Source organism: Pseudomonas parafulva, assembly GCF_002021815.1.
Classification (GTDB): Bacteria; Pseudomonadota; Gammaproteobacteria; order Pseudomonadales; family Pseudomonadaceae; genus Aquipseudomonas; species Aquipseudomonas parafulva_B.
This window is the reverse complement of the sequence record NZ_CP019952.1, coordinates 4,311,782-4,326,696: the sequence shown is the minus strand read 5'-3', so window position 1 is coordinate 4,326,696 and position 14,915 is coordinate 4,311,782. Positions and strand designations below refer to the sequence as shown.

Here is a 14,915-nt window from a genome sequence, read left to right as displayed (position 1 = left end):
GGGCTCCATTAGGAGCAGGCCAGGCCTGCTCCTAATGGCGCGATGCAGATGTCAAGGATCGGCGCAGGCTCGCCGGCGATGAGGCCGGCAGAGTTTGCAGGACCGGATGTCTGCATCCCATCGACGAACAAGAATTCTAGGCAGGTATGAAATGAGCGCTATCAACGTCTTCGAGCAAAACCCTGGTGCCTTGGCCAAGGCCGAGTCGCCATTGCACCACGCCGACCTGGCGAGCCTGGTGGGTAAGGGCCGCAAAAATGCCGGCGTGACCTTGCGCGAGCGCAAGTTCCTCGGTCACCTGACCCTGCGTGGCAACGGCCATGATCCCGCCTTTGCCGGTGGCGTCCACAAGGCCCTGGGCCTGGAGTTGCCGGTGGCGCTGACCGTCGTTGCCAATGGCGACCTGTCGCTGCAATGGGTCGGCCCTGACGAATGGCTGCTGATCGTTCCGGGTGGGCAGGAAGTGGCGATTGAGCAGAAGTTGCGCGATGCCCTGGAAGGGCAACACATCCAGGTGGTCAACGTCAGCGGTGGGCAGAGCCTGCTGGAACTGCGCGGCCCGAACGTGCGCGAAGTGCTGATGAAATCCACCAGCTATGACGTGCATCCGAACAACTTCCCGGTCGGCAAGGCTGTCGGCACGGTGTTTGCCAAGTCGCAACTGGTGATTCGGCGCACCGCCGAAGACACCTGGGAACTGGTCATCCGCCGCAGCTTCTCCGATTACTGGTGGCTGTGGCTGCAGGACGCATCGGCTGAGTACGGACTGGCCATCGAGGCTTAAGGAGAAACACCATGAGTCGGGCACCGGATACCTGGATTCTCACCGCCGACTGCCCGAGCATGCTCGGTACCGTCGACGTGGTGACGCGTTACCTCTTCGAGCAACGCTGCTACGTGACGGAGCACCATTCCTTCGATGATCGGCTGTCAGGGCGCTTCTTCATTCGCGTGGAGTTTCGCGTGCCTGATGGCTTCGACGAAGACGGGTTGCGTGCAGGCCTTGCCGAGCGCAGCGAGGCGTTTGGCATGGCGTTCGAGCTGACGGCGCCCAACCATCGCCCCAAGGTGGTGATCATGGTCTCCAAGGCCGATCATTGCCTGAACGACCTGCTGTATCGCCAGCGCATCGGTCAACTGGGCATGGACGTGGCGGCGGTGGTTTCCAACCACCCCGACCTCGAGCCTTTGGCACACTGGCACAAGATTCCCTACTACCACTTCGCGCTCGATCCCAAAGACAAGCCTGCGCAGGAGCGCAAGGTATTGCAGGTGATCGAGGACACGGGCGCAGAGCTGGTCATCCTCGCCCGCTACATGCAGGTGCTCTCGCCTGAACTGTGCCGCCAGCTCGATGGCCGCGCGATCAACATCCACCATTCGCTACTACCGGGTTTCAAGGGCGCCAAGCCTTACCACCAGGCGTACAACAAAGGTGTGAAGATGGTCGGGGCCACGGCGCACTACATCAACAACGACCTGGACGAAGGGCCGATCATCGCCCAGGGCGTGGAGGTGGTGGACCACACCTATTACCCCGAGGACCTGATCGCCAAAGGGCGAGACATCGAGTGCCTGACCTTGGCGCGGGCGGTGGGGTACCACATTGAAAGGCGGGTGTTTCTGAACGCCAATCGGACGGTTGTGCTCTGACCGGTTGTGCTGGCTGTTTGGACATCAGGGCAGTGGATGCCCGTGTGGGAGCCGGCATGCTGGCTATGAGCCATAGAAATTAGATGGATCATGTCGACGGCTGTAAAAAGAGCTTTGGCGAATATCGATAGTTCTCTGAACGAAGTCGGGTATCAGTCCAGATGGAGGACTGGATGATCGACTTTCAGCGGGCGTCGAGTCCCTTGACGAGTTCGCTGAAGATGCAGGGGAGTGGGGCTGCTGCCGGTAGGGGCTTGATGGCCGTGAAGTTTGAATGGGTGTGACCACGGCCGTGGGTTTTGGGTTTATATTTACGTTGAATATAAATGAGTCACTTCTGGGGTCCTCTATCCAATCAGACCTAGGGCTGGGATTGGGGTTGTCAGAACGTAATACGGCCTGCCGGGGTAAAAGCCCAGCGGGTTTCCTTGACGCAGGCGGTTGTGCGGCCGCCACCGTCTTGTTGTTGTTTGTTAAGTTTGACAACCCGGTGGTGGGAGGCGGTGAGTGGCGGGGTCGTCGGGTACTCGCATTATGAGCACTCACGGACGGCTTGGCGTTCCTCCCTAAGCGTTTCATTTGCCCGCTGGGGTCTATGTAATTGACGGGATCCCCTTCACAGTAACAGTAAGTATTCAAACCGCCCGCCTCGAAAGGGCTCAACCTATCGGGCGTATTGAAGCGCATCCTCACCGGACTGAAACAGCGATGGCCTTGGCCAAGGGCGTAGTCATCTTGCAACGCAATTAATACTTCGCCGTTGAACCCCAGCAGCGTCATGTAGGACGGCAGTTTCGGATCGTACCCGTAAGCTGTGTAGTGGTGTGGTTCGTTCTGACCAGCACAGCCGGCCCGCAGTACGGTGCCGCTCCCCTCGACTGCGAGCAGGCTCGTGCCCAGTTGTCCTGATAATTGTTCGGCTAAGGGTGTGCCTGCGGTGCGAAAAACTGAGCGGTGGTCGCCACTCTGTTGCACTGCGATGAGTCTGTTGGCCTGGTAGAAATAAAGTGAACGGTTCGTTGTCGTCATGATGAACGTCTCTGTGCAACGGATGAGCGCGGTTGACACACGTCCATTCTCAACACCCGCCGTGCCTCTACCACTGGCAAAACTAATAGGTTGCCAAACGGGGCACGGTGAAAAAGTATCCCCTGCTGTCTCCAGTCACCGCACAGCGGCTTAACACGCCCACCACCCCTACATTTCAATGACACGGGCTGCCCATGGAGGGTGACGCGTTCACCACCGCTGGCTGCATACAAATAAATGTCAGGTAGCGGCTTGGCTGCGACCGCTCACCCTCCAGGCGGTAGGCGCCGCTAACAGGCATACCCCTGTCGCAACCAGTCACTGTGACATCGCCCATCGAGCCCACAATTCCCCCATCCAGTAACACATGCCGCCCATGGATGGCGGCGCGTTCACCACCGCTGCATAAATACAAATAAAGCGAGGTAAGAGCATGTCTGGCAATCGTGGAGTGGTGTATCTCGGCGCGGGCAAGGTCGAGGTGCAGAAAATCGACTACCCGAAAATGCAAGACCCACGCGGCAAGAAGATCGAGCACGGCGTGATCCTCAAGGTGGTTTCCACCAACATCTGCGGTTCCGACCAGCACATGGTCCGAGGCCGTACCACGGCCCAGGTCGGTCTGGTGCTGGGCCACGAAATCACCGGCGAAATTGTCGAGAAGGGCAGTGACGTCGAGCGCATGCAGATCGGCGATCTGGTCTCGGTACCGTTCAACGTCGCCTGTGGTCGCTGCCGCTCCTGCAAGGAAATGCATACGGGCGTCTGCCTGACCGTCAACCCGGCCCGTGCTGGTGGTGCCTACGGTTATGTCGACATGGGTGACTGGACGGGCGGCCAGGCCGAATACGTGCTGGTGCCGTACGCTGACTTCAACCTGTTGAAACTGCCAGAACGCGACAAGGCCATGGAGAAGATCCGTGACCTGACCTGCCTGTCCGATATTCTGCCGACCGGCTACCACGGTGCGGTGACCGCTGGGGTCGGCCCTGGCAGCACCGTCTACGTAGCCGGTGCTGGCCCTGTAGGCCTGGCTGCTGCCGCTTCGGCCCGCCTGCTGGGCGCCGCCTGCGTCATCGTCGGTGACCTGAACCCTGCGCGCCTGGCCCACGCCAAGTCCCAGGGTTTCGAAGTGGTCGACCTGTCCAAGGACACGCCGCTTCACGAACAGATCGTGGACATTCTCGGCGAGCCGGAAGTGGATTGCGCCGTCGATGCCGTAGGCTTCGAAGCTCGCGGTCATGGCCATGAAGGCGCCAAGCACGAGGCGCCGGCAACTGTATTGAACTCGCTGATGCAGGTGACCCGTGTGGCTGGGCAGATCGGTATTCCGGGCCTGTACGTGACCGAAGACCCGGGTGCGGTGGACGCTGCTGCCAAAATCGGTGCACTGAGCATCCGCTTCGGCTTGGGCTGGGCCAAATCGCACAGCTTCCACACCGGCCAGACCCCAACCATGAAGTACAACCGCCAGCTGATGCAGGCAATCATGTGGGACCGCATCAACATTGCCGAAGTGGTGGGCGTGCAGGTGATCAACCTGGATCAGGCGCCAGAAGGGTATGGCGAGTTTGATGCGGGTGTGCCGAAGAAGTTTGTGATTGACCCGCATAAGATGTGGGGGGCGGCGTAATTAGCGTCGAATAATGGAGGCCCCTCAATTCGAGGGGCTTTCTGCATCAAGGGAACAAGTAAGTTGATCCCAGGCGTATTTATAGCAAGTTAATTTAATCACGCTGATTCGACCGTGGTTCATTCTCCCAGCAGACTGTCGCGACGCAAACGATTTGCGTGTGCATCATACTCCCCGTTAAATCTTATAAGTCGGACAACGTTTCGGATGCCGCCAAGCGCTGCTCTATGAATTGAGCTTAAAGCGTTTATGTCTCGCAGATAGGGATTCAGCTCCAAGCCCAGGCTTTGTCCAAACCTCCTAGGGACACCGGGGAGTACGCCAGACCGGACGGCTTCCATGGTGGCATCTGTATCTGAGATTATTGACATGTACCGCTCGATGACCGGCACGGCATAGCTTCTATTGGATTGGGCGGTCTTTGCAAAGGCGGCGGCATCTTGGAAAGTAAGATTGCTGATGATTGATTCAAATATGTCAGGCTCCCTGATCCTCTTGTAATAGTCTTCTGTGGGAGGAACATATTTGGGTGGGTTTGGATTCAGCGCGCTAGCATGAGAGGTTGTGCGTCTTAGCCTGGATAGCTTGAACACATTAGGCAGGGGCCCCGCGTGGTTCTTATAAGGTTGCAGTGTTTGACCATTTTTCAAGTGGACAAGTGCATGGCCTGTGGGGTCGGTGTAGTTGACGGGGGCATTGCTACAGTAGGCATAACAGTTGATCCCCCCCCCGCCTAAAAGGGCTTAGGTTGTCTGGCGATTGAAAGCGCATCAGTGCAGGCGTATACATGCGGTATTCCAAATCTAGTAGATAGGCGCCGAGCTGTAGCTCAATGAACTCTCCATTGAAGCCTTGTAGTATTCGCTGGCTGGGGAATTTACTGAATATCCGAAAGGCAGATAGGTGTGAGCGTCTAGATCCCGGCCAGAGCGGTCATGCAGAATGATGTTTCTTTGGTCCGTAGCCTAGCAGAAGAGGTGCTCCACTCCTATCGGAATTATGTTCTGCCAGACTATGTTTATCGGACCGAAAGAGGGAGCGTTGACGATGAGCGTCAGTGACTGTGCACAAGGTGCTGTGTTGGTAGAATAGATTAAGCAAGAAAGCCTCCATTGCCCTATGGGTCAACTACTCGTAAGATATTTGAGGCCGGTTGGGGCGTCATTGTTGTGTCTTGAAAAGGCTAAAGCTTTCTTCATGCTCAAATTTTTGTACATTTCTTAGTGTGGCACTAGAGCTGTCTCGAACCTATAAATTTCCGACTGGTCAGTCTTGCCTTACCTTTTTTTGTTGATCAATTGGCATGAATATTTTGGGGCGGTAGTTGAAGGGCACGTCCGGAGAGACACTGATTTGCGCATCGGTGTGATTGCGAGCGTCCTTTTTCAAGATTTGAATTTCAAATTTTCCGGATTTTTTATATTCACTCACGAGGTGAAATACGATGCCATCGAACGCTTTGATTGGACGGCCGGTAAAGTTGGCGAATGTTTGCCCAAAAGAAATCGAATTATTCTCGGCGGTGCTGGCTGAATAACACATGCATAACGTTATTTTTTTGTATTTTTCAGCAAACACGCCATTCTCTTGAAGAAACGCATTAAATTCCGCTGCACCCAGTCTTTCACTGCCCACGAGCGCCTCGCCTGGCCCACCATGAGCCTGGATGGTAAGCGACCTGCTAAAAGGTTTTTTTTCGCGATTGCCAGTACACCTAGTTTGTTTATCAGCGGTATGCCTGGGGCACGTCCGGAAGGATCGGATTTATTGATGGGGTCGTCTAGCACGTAGCAATAGGGATTGATGCCGCCAATGTCGAATGGGCTAAGGCTGTCAGCCGCCAAGTAACGCAACAGTGCCGGACTGTATAGCCGGTAGCCATTGCCGAGCGGGTAACCTGCCGATATTGGATCGAGCCGTTCACCGTTAAAGGCTACGAGTTGCAGCCCTGATGGCGCAGCGCGGTGGTAGCCGTATGGGGTATACACCTTGAGTTGGTCAGCTGAGTTAACAGCGTGCATGGCTGAGCCGTTTTGATCGGTTGCGAGCAATCCCGTAGGGAGCGTGCTGTTGAGTTCAGCCAGTGGCAGGACTCCGCCACGCAGGAGGACGCTGTGAGTTGCTCCTGAAACGGTATGCAAATGGCTACCAGAGTAGAACAATTGAGTGATATTCATACTCGTTGGCATGGGAGACTTCCCGTCATGATTCACTGAGATGTGACCGATCATGGATCGGATGAGGGGGGAGCCGCTACTGACAAAAATGCTAGGCGCTGTACGAATCCCTAGAACGCCGACCCGCGCCCTTCGGACGGCACGTTCACAACGACGGGCCGAGACCATCATGCAGCCCAGTGTAAAAGCGACCTAGAGCGCCGGCAAGTATCTTTCAAAAGCCTCCACCAGGGAATAATGCACATTCAAATGTTCGGGAATTTGAGCAACCTCCGGTGCGGATGGAGTCATGGCGACGGTAGCAGCGTTCGTTTAATAAAGTAAATCAGTCCGTTGGTTAGGGTTTCTGATGGCTTGGCTGTTTGTAGTATGCCTCCGAGCTGATCTGATGGGTTCGAAAACTACCCGGCTGGAGTAAGCTGATTTACTGCCGGTCAACTTATTGAACGTAGACTCTTTTTCGATGAGTTTGAAATTGGAGTGGAGTGCGGGTGCGCGGATAAAGGGGGCGTTCACAATGTCTTTATAAGCAATGGTTTCGATGTTATAGTCTTTTGTGATTGATTCGGCCAAGTGTGCAGATCTGCAGCCTATGATATGTAAGGGCATTCCTTTCTTGAGTACCTTGGCATTGGTTAATAACGTCATTAATTCTCGATAGTCTACAGTTGTTCTATTGCCAAAGCCCTGCTCTCCAGAATGCGCCATTATCGTTAGAGCCTTCACCTCGGGGTTAACAGGGGAGGGGGCATAGAAGGCTTTGCCCGGGAGATTTTTGACTGGCAATAATGGATATTTGTAAGTTATGCTTTTACTGAATATCGTAAAGTGGCCCGTTGGATCGCTACCGTTAATCGGGTCGTTGAGTGTGAAGCAATAGCAATTCAGGCCCCCTCTGAAAAATGGGCTCTCTGTATCGGGGCTTATGAATCGCATTAATGCCGGGTAATAGCCGCGGGTGCCATTTCCTAAAAGGTAGAGTGTTAAAGACTTATCTATGGGCTCTCCGTTGAACCCTAGGCGTGTCGCGTTCGATGACAACGCTCGCCACTGCCCATAGGCAGTATAAGTACGTGTTTCAATCAACTCCATCTTTCAGACCTCCTGGATGTTTGAGAGTACTTGGCGTCCCATGGACTATCAGTATCTTGATTGGTTTATGTCCATCTACTGGTATAAGTGATAGGTGAAGGATCGCTGCCTCAGCACCTGGTTTCATCCTGGCGATTGAGGGGCTAAAGCAAAAGTTGCTTGAGCAAAAGAAGGTCATCAGGAAGGTCACCAGACAGAGAATTCATGGCCCCGGTTTATACAGGGTTTCACCACGGAGCGCGGCCCCAGAACCTGATCAGGACGATTAAGCCCAGATCGTGTCTCTAGTTTCTGCGCAAACGCACGTCACTGTCGTAACTCCCGGCTACGCCATCGGTTCCTTTAGGAGCGCTCGTTTCTGACCATCGAGCAGTCAACCAAACTGCCGGACTTCCGCCGCATGCTGTGGGGCGACCGCCTATAATCGGTATGGTAGCTATAATACAGATTGCGTAATGTACTGTATCGGAACTCCAGCTTTTCAATGCGCTCAAGATTGTCTAGCGATACTGACTCCTGCCGGATCGCTTTATATTCAAGATATGACCTTGCTCGATGAAGCTTAGTGGTTGTTGTACTGTAGATTGTAACCAATCCTCGATAACCCTCTGTCAATTTTTGACGTGAAGGTATGGGTAATAAGGTTGGGCCGCGAATGGGGGCTGTGTCATGTCTGGCTCAAGCTTTATAGGTTTCATCTCAGTATAGAGCTTTGCAGATCTCATGCGAACCTCCTCGTCGTAATAGTGGAATTTAACCCAGTCGGCTGTTTGAACCTGTCTGCGTGGCGTACCCGTTTCAGCAAACATAGACACGGAGGTCGAGGTTCTTTTCAGGATGCTTCTTGGGCGTCCCGCCACACTTCTAAAATTGCCCGTTGGGTCTGAATAGTTGATAGGGTCTCCAGAACAATAACTGTACATATTGATACCCCCCCGTCATCAAATGGGCTTAAGCTGTCCGATGCATTGAAGCGCATCAGCATGGGACTGTATGATCGAAAGCCCTGCCCTAGCATGTGTAAGCTACTGAGTAGGTCGCACCGCTCTCCGTTAAGCCCAAGGATGGCGAGCTGGTGAGATTGACTGTTGTACTCGTAAGCGCTGTAGGCCGTTGTCACCGTGTAGGCTCCGCAAGGACGTGTCGGCTAAGTGTTCCTCACAGTAAGGCCATCCACAACTAGCAGAATTGCTAGACGCCACGCGTTCAAGCTGTGTTTCACAAGCCGACCTGTCCCAACACAAAGCACGTCTGCTTCTAGGCTCTGTCTGAAATCCCAAGAAACTGAAATGTGGCCGCGGAACAGCCTGGGTTCGGTACAGTCGCCGACCATCAACGGAAAGGAATTCTGTGATGGCAAAGCGTTATGAGCTCTCTGATGAAGCATGGGAGGTGGTCGCCGACCTCTTTACGGCAGTCCACGTCAGGGGCAGGCCCCGCAGCAGTGATCGCTTGATGCTCGATGGTGTTCTCTGGGTGCTCTGCTCAGGAGCAGCCTGGCGAGATATGCCCGAGCGTTTCGGGTCTTGGGCGACTGTCTATCACCGCTTCCGAGTCTGGCGAAACCGCGGAACGTTCGATCAGATGCTCAGACGATTGCACCTCAGACTCAATGACAAAGGCTTGATCGATCTCCACACCTGGATGATCGATTCGACCGCTGTTAGAGCAACCCGTGCTTCATCTGGAGCGCGGAAAAAAGGAGGCCTGACGAGCCTGCCGATCACGCTCTAGGCCGAAGTCGTGGCGGCCTGACAACCAAAATCCACATGCTCTGCGATGCCAACGGGATACCGTTGCGCTTTCTCCTCTCTGGCGGTCAAGCCAGTGACATCAGCTACGCACAACCACTGCTGGACGAGGTCAGCATTCCATCGAGCCGACGTGGCCGTCCGCGCAAGCGCTGTAAATGGCTACTTGCCGACAAGGGCTACGACGCCGAAGCGCTACGCCGCTACTGCGATCAATATCGAATGCAACCCGTCATCCCGCTGCGCTCGATGAAGCGCAAGCCCAAGCCTGGCTTACCCAGACTGTTCGACCGGCCCAAATACCGACAGCGCAACATCATCGAACGCATGTTTGGCTGGTTGAAAGAGAACCGCCGGATCGTCACGCGCTTCGACAAGCTCGCAAAAAGTTACGCCGCGATGGTTTCGCTGGCTTGTGTCCTGCGGTGTATGCGACGGCTTTTTTCAGACAGAGCCTAGGCTCTGTACAAAATTCGTAGAAACCCAGTTATCTCCACGCATCCCCAATGATTTCGTACATTCCCCGGCCATCAACGGAAAGGAATCCTGTGATGGCAAAGCGATACGAAATCTCGCATGAGGCCTGGGATGCGGTTTCCGATCTTTTAATCGAAACCCGTAGGCATGGTCGGCCTCGAGTAAGTGACCGGCTGATGCTCGATGGCGTGCTTTGGGTACTTTGTTCCGTTGTGCTCGCTTTGAAGGCGGAACATATTTTTCGCCCCGTTACCATGGGTACTGCTTAGTATCTCGGCGATCTGCGCACACCGCTACTGGCAGAAATAACAGGGAGTGGCTAACGGTTCTGGTCGGAAAACACCCGCTGACAACAGTATCGGAACAATCTCCCAATTACCGAGTCAAAATCGTCGTTTCCCAGGCCATCCCGGCCAACGAGGTCCCTCCCGATGCAAGCGTTCACCCTGGCAACCCTGGTGACCCTCACCGCAAGCCCTGTGTTCGCCTTCAACCTCAGCGACGCTGCCAACGCCGTCCCCGCCATGCAGAACCCGCAGCAACAAAGCCAGGTGTAGGCGCCTGAAGGGCAGGCCAACCTGCTCAACACGCTGGGCAGCCGGTTGAATATCACCCCCGAGCAGGCCGTGGGCGGGGCAGGGGCGATGCTGGGGCTGGCGCGTAACAACCTGAGCAGCGACGACTATGGCCAGTTGACCAAGGTCATGCCGCGCCTGGACCTGCTGTCGGGCGCCAATGTCCTGGGCGGGTTGAGCGGGCTGGGTGAATTGCTGGGCAATGACAAGGGCAGCCAGTCCGCCTTGAACAAGGCGTTGGGCTACGATGTGCAGAGCCGGAGCGACCTGGACAATGCGTTCAAAGCGCTGGGGATGGATACCGGGATGATCGGGAAGTTTGCGCCGTTGATTCTGCAGTACCTGGGGCAGCAGGGGATTGCCGGGTCGTTGTTGCAGAATCTGGGTAGTCTATGGACTATGCCAGCAGCGGCAGCCACTCCGTCGGTGTGAAATAGCGTGCTTTATCGCCGGATTTGTTGCAGGCGTAACTGGATTGCTTCCTTTTTCAACTGCACTTTACGGAGGCTGTGATTGATCGACTCAAGCCGGCGCCGATAATCGGGTAAGAGGTCATACGCTCGATAGTTGCTTCGAGTGACAGGGCTCCAGAGTTGATTGAGGTCGTTATTCAGTTCCTCATTGAATGTATGAAGCCGATTCATTTCGTTGATAAGTTTTTTTCGCTCTTGGTACTCCCTGTAATGAGCAGAGCGGTTCCTTTCAAAGATGGTGTCTTCCGCAAAACTCACGCTTTTTGCCTTCTGCTTCATTTTAATCGCACGGGCGGCGGGTTGCTCGTGGTGCCTATTTGTTTTGGTAAAGATTTGCTGTTCGGCACGGGCCGATGAAACAGGCTTCAGCTTATTGATGGCCGCAGTCAGTTGCGCGGGCGTCGGAGCACGCCCTGAGTCGTCTTGGTAATTAACGGGATCACCCTTGCAATAAATATAGGTATTAAACCCTCCTTCTAGAAACGGACTGAGGTCGTCTGGCCCTTGGAAACGCATCAATGTCGGGCTGTAGCAACGGTAGCCTTGACCCAAGGCATACCCATAAGTAAACGGGTCGTATCGCTCACCATTGAAGCCAAGCATAGATGCAGGGCTTGCTTGATTTTGGTGGTACCCATAAGGGCAATAGGCAGGCAGCGTTGTTGACACAGGGTTTGGCCTTGCAAGTCGGTAAGCCTGAGTCTTGGCGCTTTCGAGGCCAGGTACAACTAGCAGAATTACTAGTGCACGCCGCTGGCTTCAGACTACTTCAGGGGAGCTGCCCTGGCGTAGCGGCTCCGGAATTTCAGCTTCGCCGTGGAGACTGCCAGGACAGCTACGCGGCCCTTTCCGACCGGTCCGGCGCCCCGGCAAGGCCGCTCAAGGGGCCGCGCAGGCCGCGAGATGATTGGGTCAGGCAGCCTCGGTGAAGTCCACCAGGCGCACCGGGCGGCGGAAGCCGGCGGTAAGCACTGCCAGGTATGCCAGCCCCAGCGCAAACCAGCACAGGCCAATCACCAAGGTCAGCGCCGACAGACTGGTCCACAGCCACAGCGTCAATCCCAAGCCCACCAGTGGCACTACGCCATAGCTCAATAGCCCTTTCGCAGTGCGCAGGCTTGCATCGTCCATCAGATGCGTCTTCACCACCGCCAGGTTCACCGCCGAGAACGCCACCAAGGCGCCGAAGCTGATCAGCGAGGCCAGGGTGGACAAGTCGATCACCAGCGCCAGCAGTGAGAACGCCGACACCACCACGATGGCGAATACCGGTGTACCGAGGCGTGGCGACAGGTGACCGAAGGTGCGCTGCGGCAGCACCCGGTCACGGCCCATGGTGTAGAGAATGCGCGACACTGCGGCCTGCGATGCCAAGGCCGAGCCGAGGCTACCGGCGACATAAGCGGCAGTGAAGAAGTTGGCCAGGAACTGCCCGCCTGCCTTGAGCATGACCTCATTCGCAGCAGCATCGGCATTGGCGAAGGTGCTGCCTGGCAGCACCAGTTGGCTCGCATAGGCCAGCACGGTGAACAGCAGGCCGGCGAACAGCGTGGTGAGGATGATTGCCCGAGGCACGTCACGCCGAGCATCGCGGCTTTCCTCGGCGAGGGTGGAGACGGCATCGAACCCCAGGAAGGACAGGCATAGCACTGCCGCGCCTGCCATCATCGGACCAAAGCCAGGTGCGCTACCGTCACCGTGCAGCGGCGCCAGCCAGTCGATGGGCTGGCCGTGGTTGAGGGTCTGCCAGGACAGCGCGATGAACACCCCAATGAAGACGATTTGCGCGCCCACGATCAGGTTGCTGGTCTTGGCCACCGAGCTGATACCGAGCACGTTGAGGACGGTCACCAAGGCGATGCAGGCGAGTACGAAAGCCCAAGCCGGCACTGCTGGGAAGGCGATATTCAGGAACAGGCCGATGAGCAGGTAGTTGATCATCGGCAGGAACAGGTAGTCGAGCAGCAGCGACCAGCCCGCCAGAAAGCCTGTGTTCTGGCCGAAAGCCATGTGGGTGTAGGAGTAGGCCGAACCCGCGACCGGGAAGCGTTTGACCATGAAACTGTAGGACGCGGCTGTGAACAGCATGGCCATCAGCGTGATCAGATAGGCGCCTGACGTGCGGCCACCGGTAAGCTCGGTGACGATGCCGTAGGTGGTGAAAATGGTCAGCGGGACCATGTACACAAGGCCGAAGAATACCAGGGCAGGGAGGCCCAGAACTCGACGGAGTTGGGGTGGGGCTGAGCTTGATGGTTGGGTCATCGATCGATCCAGAGTTTTTTGTAGTTGTCTGTGATCGATCTTTATCCACAAAAGGGGTGTGTGACAAGAAGTATCAGGAGGCCGAAAAAAAAACTTGGCGGGCATTGGCAGGCTGTTCCAGCGTCAAGTAGCCCGGCCGCCTTAATGTCCGATGGCTATCATGATCCTTCAGGCCCCGGCTTGCCGGCGCTAGAGCCACAGAAGCAACAAAGTGCATTCATTCCCAACGCAACCGCCCGATCCGCTCATCCTTTTCCAGCCACAGCTGGTTCACCCACGCCTGCACTGTCTGACGGAAAACAGGATCGCTTTCGTAATCGCCCGCCCACAGCGCTGGGTCGAGCTCGCGCACCTGAATGTCGATAATTACCCGGCTGACACTGCCATTGAGCAAGTCCCAGAAACCTGGCGCCTTGTCGCCTGGGTACACAATGGTGACGTCCAGCAACGCATCGAGCTGCTCACCCAGCGCTGCGAGCACGAACGCCACGCCACCGGCCTTGGGCTTTAGCAGATGGCGGTAAGGTGAGTGTTGCGCCTGGCGCTTGGCCTCGGTGAAGCGGGTGCCTTCCAGGTAATTGACCACGGTCACCGGTTGGCGCTTGAACAGCTCGCAGGCAGCCTTGGTGATTTCCAGATCCTTGCCCTTGAGCTCGGGGTGCTTCTCCAGAAAGGCCTTGCTGTAGCGCTTCATGAACGGATAGTCCAGGCCCCACCACGCCAGGCCCAGCAGCGGCACCCAGATCAATTCCTTTTTCAGGAAGAACTTGAAGAAGGGGGTACGCCGGTTGAGGCTCTCGATCAAGGCGGGAATGTCCACCCAGCTCTGGTGATTGCTCATTGCAAGGTACGAGGTGTCACGACGCAGGTTTTCGATACCGCGAATGTCCCATTGGGTGGGTGTGCACAAGGCAAAGATGGCTTTGTCGATTTCCGACCAGGTTTCGGCCACCCACATCACGGCCCCTGATGCACGGTCGCGCCCACGGCCAGGTAGCACCAGTTTGAACAAGGCGAACACCAGCAGGGGCCCGATCAACACCAAGGTGTTGAGCAGCAGCAAGGTGGCTGTGAGTATGCCGGTCAGCACGCGACGCATAAGGAGACTCTTTCTGTCAGAACCATAACGATCGGCAATGATAAGCAGGCTTGCAGACTACGCCAAACCTCCAATGCCCGGCGGCACGGACAAATGTTTCACATTATGTTGGTTAGGCTTTGGACCGCGAACCTGGGCTGCTTGTGCGGTCTAACCCGTAAATCGATCAAGGAAGCTTGCTTGTGAAATCACTGTTTGCCGTGCTGACGTTGTTGACGCTACCGGTGATGGCCGCCGAACCTACGCTGTACGGGCGCTACGAGAATATCGCGCTGCCGGAGATTGGCCAGACGCTCAAGGCCAAGATGGATACTGGCGCCTATACGGCGTCGCTGTCGGCCAAGGACATCGAGTTGTTCACCCGCGATGGGCAGGAGTGGGTACGTTTCCGCCTGGCGACCAAGGATGCCGACGGCAAGGTTTACGAGCACCAGGTCTCGCGTATCAGCAAGATCAAGGGCCGTGCCGATGACGAGGATGAGGGCGATACACCCGAGAGTGCCAAGCGCCCGGTGGTAGACCTGGAACTGTGCCTGGGAGACGTGAAGCGAACCGTGGAGGTCAACCTGGTGGATCGCAGCAACTTCAACTACCCGCTGTTGGTGGGTGCCAAGGCGCTGCGCGAGTTCAAGGGCGCGGTGAATCCGGCAAAACGATTCACCGCTGGCAAGCCTGACTGCTGATCATCGTT

Annotated in this window: 12 protein-coding genes and 2 pseudogenes; 7 read left to right on the top strand and 7 right to left on the bottom strand. The window is 56.1% G+C overall.

Going from position 1 to position 14,915, the window contains the following annotated elements:
- The first annotated feature begins 151 nt into the window (after positions 1-151).
- Positions 152-784 carry a sarcosine oxidase subunit gamma gene (locus B2J77_RS19495; RefSeq protein ID WP_078479257.1) on the top strand — a complete coding sequence of 211 codons (633 nt, stop codon included), beginning with the start codon at positions 152-154 and terminating at the stop codon, positions 782-784.
- Positions 785-795: 11 nt separating this feature from the next.
- Positions 796-1,653 (top strand): formyltetrahydrofolate deformylase, encoded by an 858-nt coding sequence (gene purU, locus B2J77_RS19490; RefSeq protein ID WP_058638083.1) that lies wholly within the window; start codon positions 796-798, stop codon positions 1,651-1,653.
- A 63-nt stretch (positions 1,654-1,716) separates the two neighbouring features.
- Here the strand turns inward: purU and B2J77_RS19485 are convergent, their stop codons facing one another.
- The gene (locus B2J77_RS19485) at positions 1,717-2,682 is read right to left on the bottom strand and encodes an RHS repeat-associated core domain-containing protein (protein WP_153302523.1); all 966 of its coding nucleotides are present in this window, start codon (positions 2,680-2,682) and stop codon (positions 1,717-1,719) included.
- A 433-nt stretch (positions 2,683-3,115) separates the two neighbouring features.
- On the opposite strand from B2J77_RS19485, the gene fdhA reads away from it, so the two are divergent.
- Positions 3,116-4,315, top strand: a complete 1,200-nt coding sequence (gene fdhA, locus B2J77_RS19480) for a formaldehyde dehydrogenase, glutathione-independent (RefSeq protein WP_023532721.1) — start codon at positions 3,116-3,118, stop codon at positions 4,313-4,315.
- Positions 4,316-5,581: 1,266 nt separating this feature from the next.
- Here fdhA and B2J77_RS21425 read toward each other — a convergent pair.
- From B2J77_RS21425 to B2J77_RS19470, 3 genes are all read right to left on the bottom strand, one after another.
- Positions 5,582-5,893 (bottom strand): hypothetical protein, encoded by a 312-nt coding sequence (locus B2J77_RS21425; RefSeq protein WP_153302522.1) that lies wholly within the window; start codon positions 5,891-5,893, stop codon positions 5,582-5,584.
- Complete coding sequence (locus B2J77_RS19475) at positions 5,866-6,504, bottom strand: RHS repeat-associated core domain-containing protein (RefSeq protein ID WP_228385156.1); 639 nt, start codon at positions 6,502-6,504, stop codon at positions 5,866-5,868. Before B2J77_RS19475 ends, B2J77_RS21425 begins: the two co-directional genes overlap by 28 nt.
- A 300-nt stretch (positions 6,505-6,804) precedes the next feature.
- On the bottom strand, positions 6,805-7,584 hold the full coding sequence (locus B2J77_RS19470) for an RHS repeat-associated core domain-containing protein (protein WP_078479254.1): 780 nt from the start codon (positions 7,582-7,584) through the stop codon (positions 6,805-6,807).
- Between the two features lie 1,353 nt (positions 7,585-8,937).
- Here B2J77_RS19470 and B2J77_RS19465 point away from each other — a divergent pair.
- From B2J77_RS19465 to B2J77_RS19455, 3 genes and pseudogenes are all read left to right on the top strand, one after another.
- A protein-coding gene (locus tag B2J77_RS19465) for an IS5 family transposase (protein WP_194286090.1) occupies positions 8,938-9,794 on the top strand; the annotation gives its coding sequence in 2 pieces (ribosomal slippage) (positions 8,938-9,289 and positions 9,289-9,794; 858 coding nt in all).
- Positions 9,795-9,886: 92 nt separating this feature from the next.
- A pseudogene (locus B2J77_RS21685) lies at positions 9,887-10,021 on the top strand (transposase); the annotation flags it as partial.
- 222 nt (positions 10,022-10,243) lie between these two features.
- Positions 10,244-10,819, top strand: a pseudogene (locus tag B2J77_RS19455) (DUF2780 domain-containing protein).
- Between the two features lie 11 nt (positions 10,820-10,830).
- Here B2J77_RS19455 and B2J77_RS19450 read toward each other — a convergent pair.
- The 3 genes from B2J77_RS19450 to B2J77_RS19440 all read right to left on the bottom strand — a co-directional run bounded on the left by B2J77_RS19450 (position 10,831) and on the right by B2J77_RS19440 (position 14,224).
- The gene (locus B2J77_RS19450; protein ID WP_228385155.1) at positions 10,831-11,529 is read right to left on the bottom strand and encodes an RHS repeat-associated core domain-containing protein; all 699 of its coding nucleotides are present in this window, start codon (positions 11,527-11,529) and stop codon (positions 10,831-10,833) included.
- Positions 11,530-11,772: 243 nt separating this feature from the next.
- Positions 11,773-13,125, bottom strand: coding sequence for an APC family permease (locus B2J77_RS19445; RefSeq protein ID WP_058639068.1), 1,353 nt, complete (start codon positions 13,123-13,125; stop codon positions 11,773-11,775).
- Positions 13,126-13,342: 217 nt separating this feature from the next.
- Positions 13,343-14,224, bottom strand: coding sequence for an acyltransferase (locus B2J77_RS19440; RefSeq protein WP_058639069.1), 882 nt, complete (start codon positions 14,222-14,224; stop codon positions 13,343-13,345).
- Between the two features lie 182 nt (positions 14,225-14,406).
- Here B2J77_RS19440 and B2J77_RS19435 point away from each other — a divergent pair, with 182 nt between their 5' ends.
- Entirely contained in the window at positions 14,407-14,907 is a 501-nt protein-coding gene (locus B2J77_RS19435; RefSeq protein ID WP_058602983.1) for an ATP-dependent zinc protease, read from the top strand.
- Positions 14,908-14,915 lie beyond the last annotated feature (8 nt).